The 23,811-nt window shown below is 68.3% G+C and carries 21 protein-coding genes and 1 pseudogene; 13 read left to right on the forward strand and 9 right to left on the reverse strand.

What is annotated here, in order from left to right:
* The first annotated feature begins 75 nt into the window (after positions 1 to 75).
* Positions 76 to 885 (forward strand): DUF1684 domain-containing protein, encoded by an 810-nt coding sequence (locus tag JZ792_RS11955; RefSeq protein ID WP_216909952.1) that lies wholly within the window; start codon positions 76 to 78, stop codon positions 883 to 885.
* Positions 882 to 2,033, forward strand: a complete 1,152-nt coding sequence (locus JZ792_RS11960) for an LLM class flavin-dependent oxidoreductase (RefSeq protein ID WP_216909954.1) — start codon at positions 882 to 884, stop codon at positions 2,031 to 2,033. Before JZ792_RS11955 ends, JZ792_RS11960 begins: the two co-directional genes overlap by 4 nt.
* Before the next feature lie 20 nt (positions 2,034 to 2,053).
* Here the strand turns inward: JZ792_RS11960 and JZ792_RS11965 are convergent, their stop codons facing one another.
* On the reverse strand, positions 2,054 to 3,055 hold the full coding sequence (locus tag JZ792_RS11965; RefSeq protein ID WP_438804329.1) for a methylenetetrahydrofolate reductase: 1,002 nt from the start codon (positions 3,053 to 3,055) through the stop codon (positions 2,054 to 2,056).
* A 242-nt stretch (positions 3,056 to 3,297) separates the two neighbouring features.
* Here JZ792_RS11965 and JZ792_RS11970 point away from each other — a divergent pair, with 242 nt between their 5' ends.
* From JZ792_RS11970 to JZ792_RS11990, 5 genes are all read left to right on the forward strand, one after another.
* The gene (locus tag JZ792_RS11970; protein WP_216910087.1) at positions 3,298 to 4,470 is read left to right on the forward strand and encodes a polyprenyl synthetase family protein; all 1,173 of its coding nucleotides are present in this window, start codon (positions 3,298 to 3,300) and stop codon (positions 4,468 to 4,470) included.
* Positions 4,467 to 4,670: a hypothetical protein gene (locus JZ792_RS11975; protein ID WP_109526272.1), complete on the forward strand. Its 204-nt coding sequence runs from the start codon at positions 4,467 to 4,469 to the stop codon at positions 4,668 to 4,670. Before JZ792_RS11970 ends, JZ792_RS11975 begins: the two co-directional genes overlap by 4 nt.
* 196 nt (positions 4,671 to 4,866) lie before the next feature.
* Positions 4,867 to 6,429, forward strand: coding sequence for a phytoene desaturase family protein (gene crtI, locus JZ792_RS11980; protein WP_216909956.1), 1,563 nt, complete (start codon positions 4,867 to 4,869; stop codon positions 6,427 to 6,429).
* A gap of 85 nt (positions 6,430 to 6,514) precedes the next feature.
* Positions 6,515 to 8,197 (forward strand): alpha-(1->6)-mannopyranosyltransferase A, encoded by a 1,683-nt coding sequence (locus JZ792_RS11985; RefSeq protein ID WP_216909958.1) that lies wholly within the window; start codon positions 6,515 to 6,517, stop codon positions 8,195 to 8,197.
* Complete coding sequence (locus tag JZ792_RS11990; RefSeq protein WP_216909960.1) at positions 8,194 to 9,366, forward strand: phytoene/squalene synthase family protein; 1,173 nt, start codon at positions 8,194 to 8,196, stop codon at positions 9,364 to 9,366. The genes JZ792_RS11985 and JZ792_RS11990 overlap by 4 nt, the downstream gene beginning before the upstream one ends.
* On the opposite strand, the gene JZ792_RS11995 is transcribed toward JZ792_RS11990, so the two are convergent.
* Positions 9,338 to 9,706 (reverse strand): Rv2175c family DNA-binding protein, encoded by a 369-nt coding sequence (locus tag JZ792_RS11995; RefSeq protein ID WP_216909962.1) that lies wholly within the window; start codon positions 9,704 to 9,706, stop codon positions 9,338 to 9,340. The genes JZ792_RS11990 and JZ792_RS11995 overlap by 29 nt on opposite strands.
* 215 nt (positions 9,707 to 9,921) lie before the next feature.
* Here JZ792_RS11995 and pknB point away from each other — a divergent pair, with 215 nt between their 5' ends.
* The gene (gene pknB, locus JZ792_RS12000) at positions 9,922 to 11,889 is read left to right on the forward strand and encodes a Stk1 family PASTA domain-containing Ser/Thr kinase (protein WP_216909964.1); all 1,968 of its coding nucleotides are present in this window, start codon (positions 9,922 to 9,924) and stop codon (positions 11,887 to 11,889) included.
* Between the two features lie 65 nt (positions 11,890 to 11,954).
* Here the strand turns inward: pknB and JZ792_RS12005 are convergent, their stop codons facing one another.
* Positions 11,955 to 12,587: a VOC family protein gene (locus tag JZ792_RS12005; RefSeq protein WP_216909966.1), complete on the reverse strand. Its 633-nt coding sequence runs from the start codon at positions 12,585 to 12,587 to the stop codon at positions 11,955 to 11,957.
* Positions 12,588 to 12,755: 168 nt separating this feature from the next.
* Between JZ792_RS12005 and JZ792_RS12010 the strand changes: the two genes are divergently transcribed.
* Positions 12,756 to 13,784, forward strand: coding sequence for an ADP-ribosylglycohydrolase family protein (locus JZ792_RS12010; RefSeq protein ID WP_254189680.1), 1,029 nt, complete (start codon positions 12,756 to 12,758; stop codon positions 13,782 to 13,784).
* Positions 13,785 to 13,851: 67 nt separating this feature from the next.
* Positions 13,852 to 14,076: pseudogene (locus JZ792_RS43195) on the forward strand (DUF4262 domain-containing protein); the annotation flags it as partial.
* A gap of 108 nt (positions 14,077 to 14,184) precedes the next feature.
* Here JZ792_RS43195 and JZ792_RS12015 read toward each other — a convergent pair.
* Positions 14,185 to 15,111, reverse strand: coding sequence for a LysR family transcriptional regulator (locus JZ792_RS12015; protein ID WP_216909968.1), 927 nt, complete (start codon positions 15,109 to 15,111; stop codon positions 14,185 to 14,187).
* 133 nt (positions 15,112 to 15,244) lie between these two features.
* On the opposite strand from JZ792_RS12015, the gene JZ792_RS12020 reads away from it, so the two are divergent.
* Positions 15,245 to 16,492, forward strand: a complete 1,248-nt coding sequence (locus tag JZ792_RS12020) for an MFS transporter (protein ID WP_216909970.1) — start codon at positions 15,245 to 15,247, stop codon at positions 16,490 to 16,492.
* Positions 16,493 to 16,629: 137 nt separating this feature from the next.
* Here the strand turns inward: JZ792_RS12020 and JZ792_RS12025 are convergent, their stop codons facing one another.
* A complete protein-coding gene (locus JZ792_RS12025; protein WP_216909972.1) occupies positions 16,630 to 18,018 on the reverse strand; it encodes a class II 3-deoxy-7-phosphoheptulonate synthase in 1,389 nt (462 codons plus the stop codon).
* Positions 18,019 to 18,204: 186 nt separating this feature from the next.
* Here JZ792_RS12025 and JZ792_RS12030 point away from each other — a divergent pair, with 186 nt between their 5' ends.
* Entirely contained in the window at positions 18,205 to 18,693 is a 489-nt protein-coding gene (locus JZ792_RS12030) for a polyadenylate-specific 3'-exoribonuclease AS (protein WP_216910091.1), read from the forward strand.
* A gap of 66 nt (positions 18,694 to 18,759) precedes the next feature.
* Here JZ792_RS12030 and qcrB read toward each other — a convergent pair whose 3' ends face one another.
* The 4 genes from qcrB to ctaE all read right to left on the reverse strand — a co-directional run bounded on the left by qcrB (position 18,760) and on the right by ctaE (position 23,129).
* Positions 18,760 to 20,379 (reverse strand): cytochrome bc1 complex cytochrome b subunit, encoded by a 1,620-nt coding sequence (qcrB, locus tag JZ792_RS12035; protein WP_216909974.1) that lies wholly within the window; start codon positions 20,377 to 20,379, stop codon positions 18,760 to 18,762.
* Positions 20,376 to 21,551 carry a cytochrome bc1 complex Rieske iron-sulfur subunit gene (gene qcrA / locus JZ792_RS12040; protein ID WP_216909982.1) on the reverse strand — a complete coding sequence of 392 codons (1,176 nt, stop codon included), beginning with the start codon at positions 21,549 to 21,551 and terminating at the stop codon, positions 20,376 to 20,378. The genes qcrB and qcrA overlap by 4 nt, the downstream gene beginning before the upstream one ends.
* Before the next feature lie 20 nt (positions 21,552 to 21,571).
* Complete coding sequence (qcrC, locus tag JZ792_RS12045; RefSeq protein WP_216909984.1) at positions 21,572 to 22,459, reverse strand: cytochrome bc1 complex diheme cytochrome c subunit; 888 nt, start codon at positions 22,457 to 22,459, stop codon at positions 21,572 to 21,574.
* Positions 22,460 to 22,520: 61 nt separating this feature from the next.
* Complete coding sequence (ctaE, locus tag JZ792_RS12050; protein WP_216909986.1) at positions 22,521 to 23,129, reverse strand: aa3-type cytochrome oxidase subunit III; 609 nt, start codon at positions 23,127 to 23,129, stop codon at positions 22,521 to 22,523.
* A 220-nt stretch (positions 23,130 to 23,349) separates the two neighbouring features.
* On the opposite strand from ctaE, the gene JZ792_RS12055 reads away from it, so the two are divergent.
* The gene (locus JZ792_RS12055; protein ID WP_216909988.1) at positions 23,350 to 23,775 is read left to right on the forward strand and encodes a hypothetical protein; all 426 of its coding nucleotides are present in this window, start codon (positions 23,350 to 23,352) and stop codon (positions 23,773 to 23,775) included.
* Positions 23,776 to 23,811 lie beyond the last annotated feature (36 nt).

Consider the following 23,811-nt stretch of genomic DNA (forward strand, 5'->3'; position numbering starts at 1 on the left):
TCGTCTCGACCCCCGCCACCTCCGGATCCTCTCATTCACTCGTATCCGCCCAGTCCACGAAGGAGCCCCAGCGTCATGACCACCACCACCGCACCGCATTTCGAGACCGAGTGGGCACATTGGCACAGCGACCGGGAGGAACGACTGCGCGACCCGCTCGGCTTCCTGAGCCTGACCGCGCTCATCTGGCTCACCGATCAACCCGAGCGCCTGCCCGACCTACCCGGCACCTGGTGGGTGACCGACAACAAGGTGTTCATCACCGCCCAGCCCGCCGACCGTCTGGTTCACGAGGGCGAGGGCATCGCGGGCGTGCAGATCCTGCGGCCCGCCGAGGGCGCTCCCGGGCTGCGCGTGCGCCACGAGGGCCGGGTGCTCGAAGTGATCCGGCGCAGCGGTCGGTACGCGGTGCGGGTGCACGATCCGGCGGCGCCCACCCTGCGCGCGTTCACCGGCGTCACCTCCTACGCACCCGATAAGCGCTGGGTGGTGACCGGCCGTTACCTGCCCTTCGACGAGCCGCGCACCCTCACCACCGGCGCGGTGGTCGACGGGCTCGAACACCACCACACCGCCGTCGGGACCATCGAATTCACCCTCGGCACGGTGACCGAGAAGCTCATCGCCTTCGGCACCGCCGATGATCTGCGGGTGCTGTTCACCGACGCGACCAGCGGCGTCACCACCTACCCCGCGGCGCGGTCGCTCACGATCGGCGCGGCCGCCGACGACGGCACGGTCGTACTCGATTTCAATCGCGCGGCGAATCTGCCCTGCGCCTTCACCGATTTCGCGACCTGCCCGGTAGCGCCGGAGCAGAACCGGCTGCGCATCGCGATCGAGGCGGGCGAGCAGGATCCGAAGCTGGGCGGTGCGCACGCATGAGCGTTCCGCTGTCCATCCTGGATCTGGCCCCCGTCAGTGCCGGATCGACACCGCAGCAGGCGTTGCGCAACACCGTCGAACTCGCCCAGCGGGCCGAACAGTGGGGCTACCACCGCTATTGGCTGGCCGAACATCATTTCGTCGCGGTGGCCAGTTCGTCGTCGATCACCCTCATCGGGCTGGTCGCGGCGGCCACCTCGCGCATCCGGGTCGGATCGGCGGCGGTCCAGGTCGGTCACCACACCTCGGCCTCCATCGTCGAGGCGTTCGGCACCATCGACGCCCTCTATCCGGGACGCCTCGACCTCGGTCTCGGTCGTTCCGGACATCGGCGCGCGCAGTTCGGCAGCGAGCCCTCCCACCCCAAGGTCGGGCGTCCGGTGGTCGACACGGTCACCGGCCGGACCAGGATCGTCGACGGCGTCGTGGTGCCGCCGCCGTTCGAACCCGGCCGCATCGTGGACCGGACCAAATTCCTCGCCTCCGTGCACGCCCTACAACAGGAGGGCGCGCAGCCGCCGGAATTCTCCGACCAGGTGGACGAGGTGCTCGCCCTGCTCGACGGCACCTACACGACACCCGGCGGTGTCGCGCTGCACGCCGTCCCCGGTGAGGGCGCGCAGGTGCAGGTGTGGTTGTTCGGCAGTTCGGGCGGCGCGAGCGCGCAGGTGGCGGGCAGCCTCGGACTGCCCTTCGCCGCGAACTACCACGTGTCGCCCGGTACCTCGCTCGAAGCGGTCGAGGCCTATCGCGCGGCCTTCCGGCCGTCGCGATACCTGAGCGAGCCGTACGTGGTCGTCTCGGCCGATGTCGTCGTCGCCCCCGACGACGCCACCGCCAGGCACCGCGCCTCGACCTACGGGCACTGGGTGCACAGCATCCGATCCGGCGCGGGCGCGGTCGAGTACATCGATCCGGACACGGCCACCCCGCTCACGGCCGACCAGCGGCGTCTGGTCGACGACCGGCTGGCGACCCAGTTCGTCGGCTCACCGGCCACGGTGGTGGAACGGCTTTCCGCGCTGCGGCGGGTCACCGGCGCGGACGAACTGCTCGTCACGAGCGTCACCCACGATCACGAGCAGCGACTCGAATCGCACCGTCTGCTCGCCGACGCCTGGGGGCTGAGTTCGGCCAAGGCCGCGTGACGCTCAGGCGCTCGTGATACTCAGGCGCTGAGGGGCGCCGCGGTGACGCCGTAACCGAGGTTGGTCAGCACCTCGCTGGTCGCCTTGGCGAAATTCAAGGTGATGAAGTGCAGGCACGGCGCGCCCTCGTCGATGAGACGCTGCGCCATCTCGGTGGCGATCTGGATACCGACCTCGCGCACCGCGGCGCGATCCTCTTCCTTGCCGTCACCGGCCGCCCGACGCAGACGCGTGAGCACCGAATCGGGCAGCGGACGACCGCACAGTTCCTCGGCGCGCTCGACGGTGCGCAGCGAGGTGATGGGCATCAACTCGGGGATGATCGGTTTGGCGCCCTCGATCGGATCGAAGGCCGCGAGCCGATCGCGCAACCGCAGGTAGTGCTCGACCTCGAAGAACATCTGGGTGATCGAGTATTCCGCGCCCGCGCGCAATTTCGCCGCCAGGTATTCGGTATCGCACGCCAGGTCGGGCGAGCGGTGGTGTCCCTGCGGGAACGAGGCGACACCGACGTGGAAATCGCCCAGATCGCGCACGATGCGCACCAGTTCGTCGGCGTACTCGACACCCTCGGGGTGCCTGCGCCACTCGCCGAGCGGATCACCGGGCGGATCGCCGCGTAGCACGAGGATGTTGCGGATTCCCGAATCGGCGTAGGAGCCGACCAGCGAGCGCAGTTCCGCCACGCTGTGACCGACCGCGGTCAGATGCGCCACCGGCAGCAGGGTGGTCTCCCGCGCCAGCTGGCCGGTGACCCGGACCGTGCGGTCCTTGGTCGATCCGCCCGCGCCGTAGGTCATGGAGACGAAGGCCGGATGCATCCGCTCGAACTCGCGGACCGCGCGCCACAGTCTGGCCTCACCCGCCGCGTCGCGCGGGGGGTTGAACTCCACCGAGAACGGCACGGAACCGCCCGAACGAGTCCGCAGACTCTGCACGACCGAAGGGGTCCCCGAGACGATCGGCGGCGTCGGGGACGGGCTCCCAGGGGTCGGGCGTCCCGGGACGGAATCGAAAGTCACCGACCCAGTGTAGAGGTGCGGTCGGACCCGTAGGGCAGGCCCGTGGACAGGGCGAGCGAGCGCGTGGCGCGCGACAGGTGTACCGCGCGCAGGCGTGCCGGAGCGCACGGGTATTCTAGACAACTGGGCAGTATCCTCGCGGCGGCCCGGATCACGCACGGTGTGCATGGCATCGAAACGGCACGCCCGAGCACGACGAGACCTTTCGCCGCGCGCGCCGCGCGGCACCACCGAAATGACCCCTGGAGGTTGCACTGTCCGCCGGATCCGGTACTCCGACGCGAACCCCGTCGGCGGCGCTCCACGGACCCGCCGACTCGACCGGGGCACCGTCGGCGACCCTCGGGTCGGCCGCGTTCGTCGCCGCCACCGAATCCGCGCTCGACGAATTCTTCGCCTCCCGCCGCGACACCGTGGAACAGCTCGGCCCGATCTTCGTCGAAGCCGCCGAAGCGCTGCGCCAGTTCGTCCTTCTCGGCGGCAAACGCACCAGGCCCGCTTTCGCGTGGATCGGATGGCTCGGCGCGGGCGGTGACGCCGACGGCCCCGAGGCGGCGGCGGTGACCAACGCCTGCGCCGCGCTGGAACTCGTGCAGGCCTGCGCGCTCATCCACGACGACATCATCGATGCCTCGCGCACGCGGCGCCGTTTCCCGACCGTGCACGTCGACTTCGAACAGCGTCACCGTGAGCGGGGCTGGGCGGGCGACGCCGACCGGTTCGGCACCAGCGTGGCCATCCTGATCGGCGATCTCGCCCTGGCCTGGGCCGACGACATGGTCCACGCCTCCGGCCTCGATCCGGCCGCCATCACCCGCTTCGCACCGGTCTGGGCGCTCATGCGCACCGAGGTGCTCGGCGGGCAACTGCTCGACATCAACGGCCACGCGGGCGGCGACGAATCCGTCGACGCCGCGTTGCGCATCAACCGCTACAAGACCGCCGCCTATACCGTCGAGCGACCGCTGCACCTCGGTGCCGCGGTCGCCGACGCCGACCCGGCCCTGATCGCGGCCTACCGGGAATTCGGCACCGATATCGGGATCGCGTTCCAGCTCCGAGACGACCTGCTCGGGGTGTTCGGCGATCCCGAGGTCACCGGCAAACCCTCCGGCGACGATCTGCGCGAGGGTAAGCGCACCGTATTACTGGCCGAAGCGCTGCAGCGCGCCGACGCCACCGACCCGCTTTCCGCGAAACTGCTGCGCACCAGTCTCGGCACCGATCTCGGCGCCGAGGAAGTAGAACGCTTACGCGCCGTACTCACCGATCTCGGCGCCGTCGACGATGTGGAACGCCGCATCGCCGATCTCACCGATCGCGGTCTCGCCGCCATCGAAACCAGCTCGGCCACTTCCTCCGCCAAGAAGACCTTGCGCGCGATGGCACTGGCCGCAACCAGGAGGACCGCATGAAAGCCGTCATGGGACCAGCCGATCGCGCCATCGCCGTCGGCGCAGGCCCTGCCCCTCGCACCACGGGCAAGCGTCGCCGCACCGTCGTGCAGACGGAACGCCGGTTGATCATGGCGGCGGGCCTGCCCGCGCGCCGTGCGATCCGACTACCTCGTTCCTGCGCCGCGACCCCGGTCGAAGAGCGCACCGACGACGAGTGAAATCCGTTGCGGGAGAAGATACTTCCGCAACACTTCGGCCCCGGCGGAGTGTATTCGCACCGTCGCGCCGAACGGGCGCGCACAGCGCGGCCCACGTGAGAACCGATGACTCGACGGGCGTACAGGCATGTCCCCGTCCGGTCACGGCGGCAGCGGTGCATTCGCTGTGCGCCGCGCAGGTATCGAGGAGAATCCGATGAAGACGGTCCCCGGACCGACCGAGCACGTGGTCGTGGTCGGCGCGGGACTGTCCGGATTGGCCGCGGCACTGTATCTGCGCGGCGCCGGACGCACCGTCACCCTGCTCGAACAGGCCGACCACCCCGGCGGCCGGGTCGGGCGCTACGCCGGTCCGGACTACGAAATCGACTCCGGTGCAACGGTTCTGACCCTGCCCGAACTCATCGACGACGCACTGGCGGCGGTGGGGCACACCAGGGACACCTGCACACCGCCGTTGCGCATCGACCTGCTCGCGCCGAGTTATCACGCGCGCTTCGCCGACGATTCGACCATCCGTGTCTTCGCCGACCCCGACCGGATGGCCGAGGAGGTCGAGCGGACCTGCGGGCCGCGCGAGGCACGCGGCTACCGACTGTTGCGCGACTGGCTCGGCCGGATCTATCGCGCCGAGTTCACCGAATTCATGGACACCAACTTCGATTCGCCCTTGGACATGATCCGGCGGCCGGAGAAACGGGCCGCGCTGCTCGAACTCGTCCGCCTGGGTGGGTTCGGCAGGCTCGGTCCGCGCGTCGGCCGATTCCTGCGCGATCCACGACTGGCCCGCCTGTTCACCTTCCAGGCCCTCTACGCGGGGATGGCGCCCGCCGAGGCCCTCGCGGTCTACGGCGCGATCCCGCATATGGACACCTCCCTCGGCGTGTACTTCCCGCGCGGCGGCATGCGTGCCGTCGCGGCCGCCATGGCCGACGCCTTCACCTCGGCGGGCGGCACCTTGCAGCTGAACACCGAGGTCGTCGGACTCGAATACGACGACCGCCGAGCAAGGCGGGTGCGACTCGCCGACGGCAGCGCGCTGTCCTGCGACGCGGTGGTGCTGACCGCCGATCTCGGCGTCATCGAACGGTTCGGGCTCCGGCGGCGACGGGGGCTGCGCGCCGCGCCGTCCGCCGTCGTGGCCCACGGGACCGTTCCCGCCTCGGTCGCCGCGACCTGGCCGGTGCGGGCCCACCACACCATCGAGTTCGGGGCCGCGTGGGACCGCACCTTCGCCGAGATCGCGGCCGGGCGCGGGAAGGGCACGACGATGAGTGATCCGTCACTGCTGTTGACCCGCCCCGCCCTCACCGACCCCGCGCTGTTCATCGAGCGCGAGGACGGACGACACGAACCGTTCTCACTGCTGGCGCCGTGCCCGAATCTGGTGTCCGCGCCGCTGGACTGGGATCGGCTCGGCGCGCCCTATCTGCGCGAACTGCTCGGCGTCCTGGAAGCGCGCGGCTACCGGGGGATCGCCACGCATTTCACCGTCGACCATCTGGACACCCCGAAGACATGGCGCGACAAGGGGATGATCGCGGGCACACCCTTCTCCGCCGCGCATCTGTTCCGGCAGACCGGACCATTTCGAACTCGTAATTTTCCGACGTCCAGCGACAATGTGGTTATCGCCGGTTGCGGCACCACACCCGGCGTCGGGGTGCCCACCGCACTGCTGTCCGGGAAACTCGCGGCAAACCGGATCACCGGTGCCACGATTCCACTCGGGATGAAACCCCACGCACCAGCGGGATAGTGTTCCCGACGAACCATTAAACTGATCGCCGACCTAATTCGCTCGCGGTTGCGACCGCCGACCTGACCGGGGGGACCGACACCATATGCCACCCCCGGATACCCGTGCCCCCGAAACCCCGGCAGGTTCGCACGACGCCGTTTCGCAGTCCGAATCCTCGGTACGCGCCGACACGCTGCGCGCACGCGTGCAGACCTACACCGATTTCGTCCGGAGTCCGGAGGGCCACTCGGCGCTGCTGGGTCTCTTCGGCGCGGTGATGATCACCTTCGGCGGCTTCGGCGCGGGCAGCGTCCGCAAACGCGATCCGCTGCTGGAGGCGATGCACCTGTCGTGGCTGCGCTTCGGCCACGGCTACGCCCTCTCGACCATGGTGATCTGGGTCGGCGTATTGCTGATGATCACCGCGTGGGTTCGCCTCGGCCGCACCACCATCGGACTCGGCGACCGTCCGGGCGCGGGGGTGACCCTGAACGAGTTGCGGGCGATCGTCGGCATCTGGATCTTCCCGCTGCTGTTCGCGGTGCCCATGTTCAGCCGCGACGCCTACTCCTATCTGGCGCAGGGCGCGCTGCTGCGCGACGGTTTCGATCCCTACCAGGTCGGCCCCGTCGCCAATCCCGGCGTGCTTCTGGACAATGTGAGCCCGGTCTGGACCACCACCACCGCGCCCTACGGCCCGGTCTTCCTGCTGCTGGGCCGGGCCATCACCGCCATCACCGGCGACAACGTGATCGCGGGCACCATCGCGCTGCGACTGGTCATGCTGCCCGGACTGGCGCTGATGATGTGGGCGGTGCCGTATCTGACCAAACATCTGGGCGGCAAGCCGACGGTCGCGCTGTGGCTGGCCGTGCTCAACCCCCTGGTGCTGATCCACCTGATCGGCGGCGTCCACAACGAGATGCTGATGGTCGGGCTGATGTGCGCCGGTATCGCGCTGGTGCTGGAACGTCACCACGTGGCGGGCATCGTCGTGGTCGCGATCGGCGTCGCCATCAAGGCGACGGCGGGTATCGCGCTGCCCTTCCTGGTGTGGATCTGGATGTTGCACGAGAAGGAACGCCGCGCCGCCCAGCGCGCCGGACTCGATCCGTCGCAGGTCACCGATTCCGAACACGACGACGCGGCTCGGCCGTCCCAGGACAACCCCAATCCGGCCCTGATGTTCGCCAAGATCGCCGGACTCGGACTCGGTGTCTTCGCCGTGGTGTTCGTCGCGGCCTCGGCCATCGCCGGTGTCGGCATCGGCTGGCTGACGGCGCTGTCGGGTTCGAAGAAGATCATCAACTGGCTGTCGCTGCCGACGATCATGGCGCACGCCGTCACCTGGGTGACCCCGTTCAACACCGATCCGGTGCTGGTGATCACCCGGGCGCTGTGCGCGCTCGCCCTGGTCGCGGTGCTGGTGGCGACCTGGTGGCGATTCCGGCACAGCGAACGCGAGGCGGTGCTCGGCATCCTGATCGCCTTCGTCGCGATCGTCATCCTCTCCCCCGCCGCGCTGCCCTGGTACTACTCCTGGCCGCTCGCACTGGCCGCCGGTTTCGCGCTCTCGACGACGACGCTGATGGTGCTCGTCGGCTTGTGCGCGTGGCTGATGCTGGTATTCCAGCCGGACGGCTCGATCGGGCTCTACAGCTTCTGGCACGTCGCCGCCGCGACCTTCGCCGCCGTGGTCGCCGCGTCGTCGCTGCGCAAGGTCGACCCGTTGCGGCTCCGGGCCACTCCCCCGGCGGAACTGCCGACCACACCCGCCCGAACATGACCGCGGCCCTGGCTTCCGGGGCAACGATCGGCGGGTCGTCGGGTGCGGCTTCCGCATTGGCCGACGCCTACGAACTCTGCGGGCGGATCGCGGCCGAACACGGACGCACCTACCATCTCGCGACCCGCCTGCTCGGTCCGTCGCGGCGTTCGGCCGTGCACGCGCTCTACGCCTTCGCCCGCGTGGTCGACGATATCGTCGACGTCGAAAACGGTTCCGGCGGTGCGATATCCGGGGATCGGAGGGCCCGGTCGGGCGTGGACCCGGAGGCAGCGGCGGACGCGACCGAACAACTCGACTCGATCGAGCGGCAACTGTGGGCGAGCATCGAGCGCCACGGGCCCGCGATCGGCCGCACCGGGATCCGCACTCGGACCGGCGACGGCGCGAAGACGGCGGGCGCGGGCGCCGCCCCCTCGACATCCCAGGCACCGCCGCCGACCTCTCCGCAGACGCGACCCGAACTCCCCGGGGCCGATGCGTACCGCGACCAGGTGCTGCTCGCGGTCACCGACACCATTCGCCGCTACGACATCGCACCCGCGCATTTCCGCGTGTTCCTGGCGTCGATGCGCATGGACATCCCCGGTACCTCGCAATTCCGCGACCACTACCCGACCATGGACGACCTGCGCGAATACATGCGCGGCTCGGCGGCGGCGATCGGGCTGCAACTACTGCCCGTACTCGGCACGGTGGTTCCGGTCGAAGCGGCCGAACCCGCGGCGGCCGCGCTCGGCGAGGCATTCCAGCTCACCAACTTCCTGCGCGATGTCGCGGAGGATCTCGATCGCGGGCGGCTGTACCTGCCCGCCGACGAACTCGCCGCGTTCGGCGTCGACCGCGCACTGCTCGCGCACTGCCGCGACACCGGCCGCACCGATCCGAGGGTGCGCCGCGCGCTGTCGCACCTGATCGCGATCAACCGTGACATCTACCGGCGCGCGAATCCCGGCATCGACCTGCTCGATCCCCGGGTGCGACCCGCGATCCGCACCGCGAGCACCCTCTACGCGGGCATTCTCGATCGCGTCGAATCCGGCGGCTACGACATCTTCCGGACCCGCGCGGCGGTACCCCGCCGCGTGCGGTTGCGTGTCGCGGCCGCCGAATTCGCGGCATCGGCCGTGCGCGACCGCCTCAGAACGGCTCGGCGGCCGCTCGCCTGATGACTTCGCGGGCCAGCGTTCCGTGCAGGGCGTCGACCGGTTTGCCTGGCAGCGTGTCGTCGTCGGTGAAGATCCATCGCAGGATCTCCTCGTCGGAGTACTTGCCGTCCTTCATCACGGTGATCAGGCCGGGCAGGAATCGCGTGACATTGCCGTCCGCGTCGAAGAAACGCTCGGGAATCCCGGCGACGCCGTCACGGCGGACAGCGAGCAACTCGTGGTCACGCAACATCTGGTGTACCCGTGTCACCACGATGCCGAGTCGATCCGCGACTTCGGGCAGGGGCAACAGGGTTACCGACTCGGGAAGAACGTCCTCGCTACAGGGAAATGCGCTCACCCGGTAAACGGTAGACCGTCGCCGCCGCGCGCCATGAGACACCCGGGGGCAACCCCGCCTGCGCGGGTCGACGGAGAAACACACACGGCCGATCGAAGACACCGCCGGGTCGGGCACCTGTTCCCGGTTACGATCGTGGTGCCGCACCGGGCGGCGGTTCGCTTGTCGCGTAATCGGCGAGGGGTGAGAACTTTGTGAAAGCCGGAGGACATCACTTGATCGGGCAGATGCTGGAAGGGCGCTACCGGATTGACGCGCCGATCGCGCGTGGCGGCATGTCCATGGTCTTCCGCGGGGTCGACACGCGACTGGATCGTCCGGTCGCCATCAAGGTGATGGATCCCAAATTCGCCTCCGATCCGCAGTTCCTGTCCCGGTTCGAATTCGAGGCCCGCGCGGTGGCCAAACTCAAGCACCCGTCCCTGGTCGCGGTATACGACCAGGGCGTCGACGGCGACTACCCGTTCCTGATCATGGAACTGGTCGAAGGCGGCACACTGCGCGAACTACTGCGCGAACGCGGCCCGATGCCGCCGCACGCGGTGCGCGCGGTCGCCGATCCGGTACTCGCGGCGATCGGCGTCGCCCACGCGGCCGGTCTCGTGCACCGCGACATCAAACCGGAGAACGTGCTGATCTCCGACGCGGGCGAAGTGAAGATCGCAGACTTCGGGCTGGTGCGCGCGGTGGCCGCGGCGAACACCACCTCGGCGAGCGTCATCCTCGGCACGGCGGCGTACCTGTCCCCGGAACAGGTCACCGCGGGCACCGCCGATTCCCGCAGCGACGTCTACTCGTTCGGCATCCTGATCTTCGAATTGCTCACCGGCCGTGTGCCGTTCACCGGCGACACCTCGCTGTCGGTGGCCTACCAGCGCATCGAGAACGACGTGCCGAGTCCGAGCACCTTCATCTCGGGTGTGCCGCCGGAATTCGACGAACTGGTGGCCCGGGCCACCGCCCGCGAACCCGCGCACCGTTTCGCCGACGCCAATCAGATGGTGTCCGAACTGCGTGCCGTCGCGGCCGCGTTGCGGTTGCCGCCCTACCGCGTGCCCGCGCCACAGGAATCGGCCGAGCATCTGAGCGCGGGATTCGCCTCGGTGGCCGATCTCGACCCGCGCCAAGCCCCCGCGCCGCGTCCGGCGATGGAATCGCACGACCCGCAGCACACCAAGGTCGTGACGACCCAGCGGCCGCGCGTGCCGGATTACGGTCCGCCCGACGACTACGATCCGCGCGCCCACGATCATCAGCGCGCCGATATGCGCCAGCCCGCACCGCACCAGAACTACGAGCCCGGCCGTAAACGCTCGCGCACCACCCTGGTGTGGGTGGCCGTTGTCGCCGTGCTGACCCTGATCGTCGGCGTCGGCGGTTGGTGGCTCGGCGTCGGCCGCTACGAGTCGGTGCCGCCCATCGCGGGCCTCACCAGCGACAAGGCCACCGCCACATTGCAGGACGCCGGATTCGTGACCGAGATCAGACAGAAGGCGTCCGACACCATCCCCGTCGGCGGCGTGGTCGGCAGCGACCCGTCCGCCGGTTCCAAGGTGACCAAGGGTTCCACCGTCGCGGTGCTGGTCTCCAGCGGCAAACCCGCCGTCCCCCCGGTCACACCGGGTGACGATGTGAAGAAGGTCAACCAGCTGATCCGCGACGCCGGACTACTGCCGGTCGACGCGGGCGAGACGGGCAGTAGCGCGCCGAAAGGCACTGTCGCGCGGGTCGATCCCGGTCCGGGCACCGTGCTGCCGATGGGCGGGCAGGTCAAGGTCTACCGCAGTAGCGGCGCGCAGCCGGTGAAGGTGCCCGACGTCCGGGGCAAGACCACCGAAGAGGCGATCGAAGCGCTCGGCAAAGCCGGGATCAAGGTCAGCGAGACCAGGACCGAATACGACAAGGGCATCGACGCCGACCAGGTCATCGGCACCGATCCGGCCGCCGGAAGTACCGTCGGCAACGGCGAGGGCGTGGCCCTGATCGTCTCCAACGCGGTGAAGGTGCCGTTCCTGGTCAGCCAGAATGTGGGCTCGGCCCGCGCGAAGCTGGAAGCTCTCGGCCTGAACGTCCAGGTCCAGCAGTTGACGCCGTCCGACAGTTCGGTGGTGATCGGGCAGAGTCCCGGTGCGGGCAGCAAGGTGACTCCCGGCAGCACCGTCACCCTGACCGCACTGCCCTGACACCCGCTCGGGTCGCATCGCCGTAGTTCGTCGGCGCCCGCGACGGGTCCCCCGGCCCGTCGGCCTCAGGCGTCGGCGGCTTCCCAGGCGAAGCCGTCCGGATCGGTGAACGCGCCCACGCCGCCGGTGAGCGCGAGGCGATGCGAACCCGAACCCTCCGCCGACACTCCCGCGTCCTTGGCCGCGGCGCGACGACCGTACAGCGCCAACTTCACCGTCGACGGCGCGGTGTCGAACTCCACGTACTTGCTGCCGAAACTCTTGCCGACCCGAAGACCCCGGTCGACGTAGAACCGCTTGGTCGCCTTCACGTCCTCCACTCCGAGCAACACCACGAAATCCTGGATTTCGCGCGTGAACGGTCCGGTGTCCTTCTTCGCCGAGGTCGCGATCTTCCAGATCGCGCCGTCGGGAGCCTGCACCACCCCGCCGTACCCCCAGAAACTCTTCTTCGCGGGCGTGAGCACGGACGCTCCCGCCGCCACGGCGGTGCCGATGAGACTGTCCACGGTCCCCGGCTGCGCCACCACCAGCGACAGGATGAACCCCCGGAACCCGGACGTGGCAGTCGCGGACTCACGCACCCGCAACCGGTCCCCGAGCCCGAACGCGGCCTCATAGAAGGCAGCGGCCGCCGCAGGATCTTCCGCCTCGAGAACGACGGCTTCGATAACGCTCTGATCAGCAATGATGTTCATACCGACAACGTTAATTCGCACCGGGCCACCCGTGCTTCTCGATTCCTGACCGTTCTCCGGTTCCCTCTGATGACCCGCTTGGACCACCGTGTCGACGCGACGAACGAGAGTCGCGGCATCGAGTAGCCCCGCGCAATCGCCGATTCGAGACGACTACCATCCGACCCGATGTACAGCGATGCGATGCTCGATTCACTGGACGGGCTTTCGGTCGGGGACGCGGTAGGGGCGGAGTTCCCCGTCATGCGCCGGTCGATTCCGGAACTTCTCGCGGGCGATGTCCCCGACGGGCCCTGGCGATGGACCGACGACACCGAAATGGCCTGCACGGTCGTCGCCGAAATCGCCGTCCACGGAGACATCGATCGCACGCGCCTGGCCGCCGCCTTCGCCCGTCGCCTCGACCGGGGCCGCGACTACGGTTTCGTCACCGTCGACACCCTGCGCCGCATCCGGGAGGGAACGGATTGGCACGTGGCGTCCGCGGCCGCGTACGACCACCAGGGCTCCTGCGGCAACGGTGCCGCCATGCGGGTCGCTCCACTCGGCGCGTTCTACGCGGGCGATCCGAAAAGAATTGTCGCCGAGGCGATACGGTCCGCTCAGGTGACCCACCTACATCCCGAAGGCATCATCGGCGCGGTCGCGGTAGCGCTGGCCTCCGGTCAGGCCGCACATACCCGACGAAACGGAATACGGCTCACCCCAACGGAATTCGTCGACACACTGCTCGACCACCTCGATGACGGTGACACGACGCGCCTGATCCGCCGAGCCCGGACACTGCTCGGCGTACCCGCGGCGGAAGCCGCGGCCGAGCTGGGCAACGGATCGCTCGTCACCGCGCAGAACACGGTGCCGTTCACGATCTGGGTCGCCGCCACCCATCTGGGCGACTACCCCCGCGCGATCGCCACCTGTATCGCGGCGGACGGAGATATCGACACCACCTGCGCCATCGTCGGCGGAATCATCGCGGCCCACACCGGAATCGGTGCCGACCGGAATGGGATCTCCGGAGTCCCGCACACGTGGCTCGCCGCACGTGAACCGCTACCCGACTGGTTCGACGAGATCCACCGAACGCGACGGCGTAAGAACTCCGGCCGCATCCGAAGGTGGTTGTCCGGCATGTCGCGAGGTCGGACCCGACTGTCATCGGCGGCTCCGAATGAGCGCGGGGACAATCTCCATTAGAGTTGCTGCCGTGGGAAATACGCATTGCTCGTGCGTGGTGTGTCATGACTACGGAAATCGTGCCGAGATGCATCCCGCCGACCAGCGCCTGGTCGAGAATATCGGTAGGCACGGCTGGGGCGTGCTCGGAGTCCCCGGCGACGACACTCGTACCGATGTGGCGTTCACCGCTGGTTTGTGGCATAGCTATCGGGTCCCGGAGGTCGCGGTGTTCGGGATATCCGCCCACACCGCCATGGCGATACTGAATCTGATCGGTGATCAGGTCGCCGCGGGCACTCGACCGGAGACTGGGCTCGCCCGGCGCGGGCACGAACGCCACATCGTCGACAGCCGGTCGCCGTCGCCATTTCGGCGGGGGCGCTTCGACGCCGGGTCAGCGGACCGCCCGGAGCGACTCTCAGCGGGCCCAGTCGGGTACCCAGATGTCGTCGCGGGCGCTCGCCGCGTAGTTCGTCCGGAGGTAGGCGAGGAAATCGGCGAGGACCGGGTGGGGGTTGTCGGCGCGCCAGATCACCGACAGGGGGTAGACGGGGATCGGGTCGACGATCGGGATGCGGCGCAGGTCGTAGCTTTCCGGCCAGAGATAGCGCGAACCCTCGCCCAGGAAGGTGGCGAGGCGGGGTGAATCGGCGAGTTCGGCGAGCAGGGGTTCGACGCCGAAACTCGGGCCGATGGTGTCGATGGTGAGTCCGAACGCCGACGCGAGATCCTCGTAGTAGCCGATCGGCTCGCTGTCGGTCATGCCTGGCATCCAGATGGGGTAGTCGCCGAGTTCGGCGGGTGTCACGGTCCTGGCGTCGGCCAGTGGATGGCGTGGTCCCACCAGCAGGTTGTGTCGGTCGTCGATGGCGCGCGCCGCGCGCAGACCGTCCGGCGCTTTGCCCGCGCGCAGCGATCGGAAGGTCGCGTCGACGGTGCCCGCGCTGACCTCGGCCAGCGCCTGGTCCGCCTCGAGGTGGGTGAGGGCGACGACATCCAGTTCGATGCCCGGATGTTGCTGGTAGAAGGCGTGCAGGACTCCGGCGGTGACGACCCTGCGGCTGACGACGTCGATCCGGAGGGCTCTGCGCCCCGGGGTCACCGCGGACCGCACCCGTTCGGCGGCACGCAGCAGTTCACGCGCGTGCGGCAGCAGCGCCTGCCCGTCGACGGTGGGCTGCGCGCCGCGCGCGGTGCGTGCGAACAGGCGGACGCCGAGTTCGCGCTCCAGTCCGGCTATGCGTTTCGACACCGCTTGCTGGGTGATCCGCAGGTCGTCCGCGGCGGCCTGGAACTGGCCGGTCTCCACGACCGCGACGAAGGTACGCACAGCATCCAGATCCACCAGGCCGAACCTACCCCCACAACGAGAAGTTGTGACACGCAACCCATTCCGTTGTTGGTGCCGATGTCCACCGACCGGCTTCAATCACTCGGACAACACGGTGTTGTCGCGGTGATGAGCGAAGGGTCGGGATATGCGGCGGAAGGCAGCCTCGGGCGGGGCGTTCGGGTGGTTGTGGGCCGCCTACGCGGTCAGCGCCTACGGGACCGGACTCGGATTCGGCGCGTTCTCGATCGTCGCCATCGAGATCCTGGGCGCGGGCCCGGCCCGGGTGGCCGCGCTTTCCGCCTCCGGGCTCGCGATCGGGGCGCTGCTGGCGATCCCGCTCGGGCCGTGGATCGAGTTCCGCGCCAAACGGCCGATCATGATCACCGCGGACCTGGTCCGTTTCGCGGCGCTGGCATCGATCCCGCTCGCCTACCTCCTCGGGGTGCTGTCGTTCGCGCAAATTCTGGTGGTCGCCGTGGTCACCGCGACGGCGAAGATCGCGTTCACCGCGGCCAGTGGCGCGTATCTGAAGACCATCGTCCCCGACGACCGGCTTCTGGTCGCCACCAGCCGTTTCGAGTCGACCACGTGGTCGGCGACGATCGTCGGACCGCCGCTGGGCGGTACCGCCATCGGACTGTTCGGGCCCGCGATCACCGTCCTGGTGGATGGCGTGAGCTACCTGCTGTCAGGGCTGGCCGTCACCGCGATCCGGGAACCCGAGCCGCGCCCCGCCCCGAAACCGACCGCGACGAGATGGGGCGACATCGTCGAGGGATGGCGCTATATCCTCGGCCATCCGACCCTGCGGCCGCTGTTCTTCAATACCGCGCTGTTCAACGGCCTGATCATGGCGACGGAACCGCTCCTGGCCGTTCTCATGCTCTCCCACATGGGGTTTCCGGCATGGCAGTACGGTTTGGCGTTCGCCGTTCCCTGTGTCGGCGGGCTGATCGGATCGCGACTCGCCCGCCACGTCGTCGCCCGTCACGGCGAACGGCGGGTGTTGCGCGGTTTCGGCGCGTTGCGCGCCTGCTGGCCGATCGGACTCGCCTTCGTCCAGCCCGGCCCCGTCGGCCTCCTGATCGTGATGGCCACCCAGTTCGGACTGATCGTGTGCGCGAGCATTTTCACCCCGGCCGTCGGCGCCTACCGGTTGCGCAACACCGACGACAGCCGCCGCGCCCGGGTACTCACCGCGTGGACGATCACCGGCAGTCTCAGCACCGCGTTGATCACCGTGACGTGGGGGTTGATGGCCGGCTACACCGGCCCCCGCGCGGCCATCGCCGCCGCCGGAATCCTGCTCCTCGCCACGCCCTTCCTGCTTCCGAAGCGGGTGAGCACCGCGCATTCCCGAAGGGGTCAGACCGTATTCGTCCACACGCGATAGAACGCTTCCTGTATCGCGGTCCAGGCGATACCGGTGGTCCGGCGGACGATCTCGAAGACGAAATCCTCGTCCACGTCGTCGAGGGCGTCCTCCTCCGGTCGGCGCCGACTACTCGACGCCGCCGTTTCCGATCGGGCTCAGCGCAGCATTTCCGCGACCAGGAAGGCCAGTTCCAGCGACTGCTGGGTGTTCAGGCGCGGATCGCAGGCGGTCTCGTAGCGACCGCTCAGGTCCAGATCGGAGATGTCCTGCGCGCCGCCCAGGCATTCGGTGACGTTCTCGCCGGTCAGCTCGATGTGCAGGCCGCCGGGATGGGTGCCGAGGGCGTGGTGCACCTCGAAGAAGCCCTGCACCTCGTCGACGATGCGGTCGAAGTGGCGGGTCTTGTAGCCGGTCGACGCCTCGTGGGTGTTGCCGTGCATGGGATCGCACTGCCAGATCACCTGGTGACCGGTGGCCTGCACCTTCTCGATGATGGGCGGCAGCACCTCGCGGACCTTCGAATTGCCCATGCGGGACACGATGGTCAGGCGGCCGGGCTCGTTGTTCGGATCGAGCCGCTCGACGTATTCGACGGCCTGGTCCGGTGTCGTGGTCGGGCCGATCTTGAGCCCGATCGGGTTGGCGAGCAGTTCGGCCAGCGCGATATGGGCGCCGTCGAGCTGGCGGGTGCGTTCACCGATCCACAGGAAATGCGCGGACAGGTCGTAGAGCAGCGGCTCACCGGTCGCCGGGTCCGCACCGAGGCGCAGCATCGCGCGCTCGTAGTCGAGCACGAGCGCCTCGTGGCTGGCGTAGATACGCGCGGATTGCAGGCTCGGGTCGTTGACCCGGCACGCGGTCATGAAGGCAAGGCCGCGGTCGATCTCCTCGGCCAGGGCCTCGTATCGAGCGCCCGCGGGCGACTGCGAGACGAAATCGCGATTCCAGTCGTGCACCTTGTGCAGGTCGGCCATGCCCGCGCTGGTCAGCGCGCGCACCAGATTCATCGCGGCGCTCGCGTTGGCATAGGCGCGCACCAGGCGCGAGGGATCGTGTTCGCGCAATGCCGCGTCGGGGTGCAGCGAGTTCACCATGTCGCCGCGGTAGGACTTGAGACCCAGGGCGTCGGTGTCGGAGGAACGCGGTTTCGCGTACTGGCCCGCGATCCGCGCGACCTTCACCACCGGCAGGCTGGCGCCGTAGGTCAGCACCACCGCCATCTGCAGCAGGGTCCGGATATTGCCCCGGATATGCGGCTCGGTGTTGTCGGCGAAGGTTTCGGCGCAGTCACCGCCCTGCATGAGGAACGCTTCACCCCTCGCCACCTCGGCGAGGCGCTCGCGCAGCTCGACGACCTCGGCGGGCATGCAGATGGGTGGCACGCTCTCGAGCACGGTGCGCATGTTCGCGGCCTGCTCGGGGTCCCACGACGGCTGCTGGAGGGCGGGTCTGGCCAGCGCGGCGTCCAGGCGCCTGCGCAGCTCCGCGGGCAGCGGCGGCAGTTCCGGCAAGCGATCGATGGGTACGTCGACGGTCCAGTTCACCACTTCAGAATACGGACCGATCAGTCCCGCGAATACCCGGAGGTAGGGGTCGAATCAATACCACCGAGTGTTCGAATCCGCACCCCGGGTGCCCTTGCGCGCGCTCCGCCCGCCGTCCCGCATAGGGTTGAGCACCGGCACCAAGTCCCCCAACCGGACCAGATCATCGAGGAGAGGTCGATCTCGCTGAGATATTTCTATGACTGCGAGTTCATCGAGGACGGCGTGGTGATCGACCTGGTGTCGATCGGCGTCGTCTGCGAGGACGGGCGCGAGTACTACGCGGTTTCCACCGAATTCGAGCCCGCCAAAGCGGGCCCGTGGGTGCGCAAGTACGTGCTGCCGCAACTGCCGCCCCCCGCCTCACCGCTGTGGCGCAGCCGCGAACAGATCCGTACGGACCTCTACAGGTTCCTCGTCCCGCGCCCCACCGTGCAGCCCGAACTGTGGGCCTGGGTCAGTGCCTACGACCACGTCGCCCTGTGTCAGCTGTGGGGTTCGATGGTCGACCTGCCCAACACCCTGCCCCGCTACACCAACGAACTGCGCCAGCACTGGGAGTTCCACGGCAGGCCGGAACTGCCCCCGGTCCCGCCCGACGCCCACGACGCCCTCGCCGACGCCCGCCACAACTTCGCCAAATTCGAGGCGATCGAGGCCGCGCGCCGCCGCTGACCCCTTCGACGTGAGAGGCCCCCGAGTCGATTCGACTCGGGGGCCTCTCACATATCGGACCGGCTGTCAGTGACCGTGACGGCCGTTGCCGTTCGCCCGGTCCTGAGCCGCCTGCAGCACCTTCAGCTGCTTGTGCTCTTCCTCGTGCTCGAGCCTGAAGTGCTCGTCGGATTCCGCCTTCGGATCGGCCCGCAGGAACGAACCGGTGCCGGGCTTGCCCGCCGAACCCAGTTTGCTCATCTTCTTCGGGACGCTCGCGCCCTGGTACTCCAGCGGGATCGGGTGGCCGTGATCGTCGACCGGGCCGAGCGGCTGGTGCACCTCGATGTACTCGCCGTGCGGCAGACGCTTGATCACACCGGTCTCGATGCCGTGCTCGAGTACCGCGCGGTCACTGCGCTGCAGACCGATGCAGAACCGGTAGGCGACGAAGTAGGCCAGCGGCGGCACCACCAGCAGACCGATACGGCCCGCCCAGGTGGTCGCGTTCAGCGAGATGTCGAATTTCAGCGCGATGATGTCGTTGACGCAGGACAGCGTCAGCACCACGTAGAAGGCGATCGACATGGCACCGATCGCGGTACGCACCGGCACGTCACGCGGACGCTGCAACAGGTTGTGCGGCGCCGTGTCGCCGGTGAGGCGTTTCTCGATCCACGGGTAGGCGATCAGGACCGTGAACACCAGACCCATGATGAGCGCGACCCAGAACACGGCCGGAATCGTGTAGCGGCCCAGGTACAGCTCCCACGGCGGCATCAGTCGCGCCATGCCGTCGGTCCACATCATGTAGAAGTCGGGCTGCGAACCCGCCGAGACCTGCGACGGGTTGTACGGACCCAGGTTCCAGATCGGGTTGATCTGGAGCACGCCGCCCATGATGCCGACGATGCCGAGGGTGAAGGCGAAGAACGCGCCCTGGTCGGCGGCGAACACCGGGACGATGCGCGCGCCGATGACGTTGTTCTCGGTGCGGCCCGGGCCGGGGAACTGCGTGTGCTTCTGGTACCAGACCAGGGCCACGTGCGCCGCGATCAGCGCCAGGATGATGCCGGGGAACAGCAGCACGTGCGCGATGTAGAGGCGCGGGATGATGATGTCGCCGGGGAAGTCGCCGCCGAACATCAGCCAGTGCATCCAGGTGCCGATGACCGGGATCGAGATCGTGATACCGGAGAACGCGGCGCGCAGACCCGTGCCGGACAGCAGATCGTCGGGCAGCGAGTAGCCGAAGAAGCCCTCGAACATCGCCAGGATGAGCAGCAGGCAGCCGATCACCCAGTTGGCCTCACGCGGTTTGCGGAACGCGCCGGTGAAGAAGATGCGGAACAGGTGGACGATGATCGACGCCGCGAACAGCAGCGCCGCCCAGTGGTGCACCTGGCGCACGAACAGACCGCCGCGCACCTCGAAGGAGATGTTCAGCGCGGTCTCGTAGGCCCGCGACATGGTGACGCCGCGCAACGGCTGGTAGGCGCCGTTGTAGACGACCTCGCTCATCGACGGATCGAAGAACAGCGTGAGATACACACCCGACAGCAACAGGATGATGAAGCTGTACATCGCGATCTCACCGAGCAGGAACGACCAGTGGGTCGGGAAGACCTTGTTGATCGAACGCTTCATGAACGCGGCGGCGCGATACCGCTCGTCCATCTCGTTGGCTTGCGTTGCCACACGACTCATGATCGACGCTCCCAGTAAGCCGGGCCGAGCGGCTCGATGAAGTCGCCGTTGGCGACGAGATAGCCCTCGGAATTTACGGTGATCGGCAGCTGCGGCAGTGCGCGAGCGGCGGGACCGAAGACCGGCTTACCCCATTCGGTCGCGAGGAACTGCGACTGATGGCAGGGGCAGAGGATCTTGTTGGTCTGCTGCTCGAACAGCGACGTGGGGCAACCGAGGTGGGTGCAGATCTTCGAGTAGGCGAAGTAATCGCCGAAGTTGAAGCTCTCCTGACCCTTGCGCTTGATCGCCTTCTGCGCGTCTTCGGTGCGCAACCTGATCAGCATGACGGCGTTGCGGATGCCGCGCAGCGACTGGAAGGTCGCGTGCTCGTCACCGCGCCAGCTCTCTTTCCACGGGAACACCGTCTCCATGGAACCGGCGTCCAGATCTTCCGGGCGCACGAGTACGACATCCTCGGGGCGACCGGTGTCGCGGCGGATGTAGACGGTCTCGCCCTCGAAATCCGGGGTCCAGCCCGACACCCACAGCGGGGATTTGTCGCCCTTGGCCCACGGGTTCTTGATCATGCCGCCGACGAAGACCAGCAGCGCGCCGACACCGAGCACGCCGACACCGGCGCCCGCGGTGCGGGTGATCATCTTGCGGCGTCCGAGGGTCGTGGTCTCCCCCGAATCGGAGAGCTGAGCGGCCAGCGTGCGGCGCTCGACCAGGGGCGACGGCCCGTCGTGACGGGTCTGGATCGACAGCTCCGGCGGGATGAACTTCTTGCGGATCAGCACGACGGCGATACCGATGGCGAGCACCGAGACGCCGAAGGCGACACCGACCAGCGGGGTGTAGAGCAGGTACTTGCCGTGGTCCTTGTTGCCCTCGCCCTTGAACTCCCAGGGCCAGAACAGGTAGACGCCGATCAGTGCCGCGCCGAACAGGCCGGAGATCGCGAACCAGAAGGTGACCTCGCGCTCGGCACGCTTCTCGGCACGGGTGCCGGGGATCGGGAAGCGTTCGGCGCGATAGGCGACATCGACGCCGTCACGTTCGGTGCCGAGCTTGACCAGCTCGTCCCGCGTCATCGCGTCGAGTTCGGCCTCGGTGGGATCGGCCGCGAGCGCGGCTTCCTCCGTCTTCGACAACGTGACGTCGTCGTGGCCCTCATCCGGCCGACCCATGTCGTTAGGCTCCTTGTCCGTCATGACCGTGATCCGATCCACATCGCGGCACCGACGACGAGCGTGATGCCGACCACCCAGATGGCGAGCCCCTCGGTCGCGGGGCCCAAGCCACCGAGGCCGTAACCGCCGGGCGCGCCTTCTTCCTGCGCGTTCTTGATATAAGCGATGATGTCGCGCTTCTCTTCCGCAGACAACTGCCGGTCGGAGAATTTCGGCATGTTCTCGGGGCCGGACACCATCGCGGTCCACAGCTGCGCCTCGGAGGCCTCGTCCAGCGGGGGCGCGTACTTGCCCGAGGACAGCGCGCCACCACGGCCGGTGAAGTTGTGGCAGGACGCGCAGTTCATCCGGAACAGCTCCGAACCGCGGCCGATGTCGTCACCGCGCAGCGACTCCTGCGCGATCTCACCGTTGGCGTCGCGGACCACGGTGGGTCCGCCGCCGTTGGAGGCGACGTAGGCCATCAGCGCGTCGGTCTGCTGCGCGTCGAATTTGACCGGCTTGCGGGTGGCCTGCGCCTGGTTGGCGGCCAGCGGCATACGGCCGGTCGACACCTGGAAGTACACCGCGGCCTCGCCGACGCCGATCAGGCTGGGACCACGATCGAGCACACCCTGCAGGTTCGCGCCGTGGCAGGTGATGCAGGACGTCTCGTAGAGCTGCTTACCCTCGCGAATCAGCGCGGACTGGTCCTCGTGCGCGGTCGCGACCTGCGGCTCCGGGGTCAGGGCTGTGGCCAGGAAACCCGCTGAGACCAGACCCACCAGCAGCGCGAGACCGCCCGCGATACGCCGACGGGTGCGACGCTGCTTGCGGATCCTGCCTGCCGCCGCGGCAGTGCCGTCGGGGCTGGACGCCGCGCTGGTGCCTGCGGGCTCTGGCGCTGACGGGGGAGATGAACTCATCTGTGTCCCTTTGGAGTAGACGGAACCGACTTGTACAAATGCTGTGGGGCGCGGACCGCGATCAGCGGACGAAGTAGATCGTCGCGAACAGACCGATCCAGACGATGTCGACGAAATGCCAGTAATAGGAGACGACGATCGCGGCCGTGGCCTGCGCCGGGGTGAACTTACTGGCCTTGGTGCGCAGCAGCAGGAACACGAAGGCGATGAGACCGCCGATGACGTGCAGACCGTGGAAGCCGGTGGTGATGTAGAACACCGAGCCGTAGGAACTGCTGGAGATCGAGGTGCCCTCGTGCACGAGGTGGTAGTACTCGTATCCCTGGCCGCTCACGAAGAACGCGCCCATGATCAGCGTGATGACGTACCAGCGGCGCAGACCGAAGACATCGCCGCGCTCGGCGGCGAACACGCCCATCTGGCAGGTGAACGACGAGGCCACCAGCACGGCCGTGACCGGAACGGCGAGCTTCAGATTGAGCTCGGTCGGCTCCGGCGGCCACTCGGTGGCCTGCGCGCGCGCGACGAAGTACATCGCGAAGAGGCCGGCGAAGAACATCAGCTCGCTGGACAGCCAGATAATGGTACCGACGCTGACCATGTTGGGCCGGTTCAGCGAGTGCACACGCTGGGTAATGGCCGATCCTGGGGTCCCTACTGCGGTCGTCACGGGCTAAGTATGACTCGTCGTAGTACGACAGGAGTACCCGGGTGGGAAAGTTCTCGCCCCGTGTCGGATATCGCACGGACGGACCGACTCTCACCCCGCGGCGGCGTGTCAGCATTTGCCCAGTTCGGACCGGATCCACGCGCCGGATCGCCCGCGACGCCCCCCGTCGTGACGCGACGACACGGGCAACTATGACAGCCTCGGGTAAGGAGAAGCTGAGATGGAGGCGAATGTGGCGACCGGACTGTGGCAGCGGCTGTTCGGACGGAAGGGGCCCGAACCACTGGACCCGTCGCGGACCGATCTGGTGGTGGTCGCCTCGAGTTTCGACGACGCGGAGGCGTGTTCGGCCGCACTCGCCCGCGCGACCGGATTCGCCCCCGACGCCGCCGTCGTGTTGCGCCATCACCTGCGGATTCCGGCCGACCGGCACGAGCGGGTGTGCGAGATCGCCGCGCAGGACGGGTACGCGCCGGAACCGAATCCGGTCATCGGGGACGCACTCGCGCCGCTGATCCTGCGACGAGTCCAGGTGCTCGACGCCCTGCACTGCTCGCAGGAGCGCTCCAGGATGGCGGGTCTGGCCCAGCGCCACGACGGATTCGCCGACGGTTGGGACGCGCTGCAACCGGGCGCGGCCAACTAGGCTGCATCGCGACGAACTGGTGCGCGAGCCGGTGGT

Origin of the sequence: Nocardia noduli (assembly GCF_019038455.1) — a bacterium.
Classification (GTDB): Bacteria; Actinomycetota; Actinomycetes; order Mycobacteriales; family Mycobacteriaceae; genus Nocardia; species Nocardia noduli.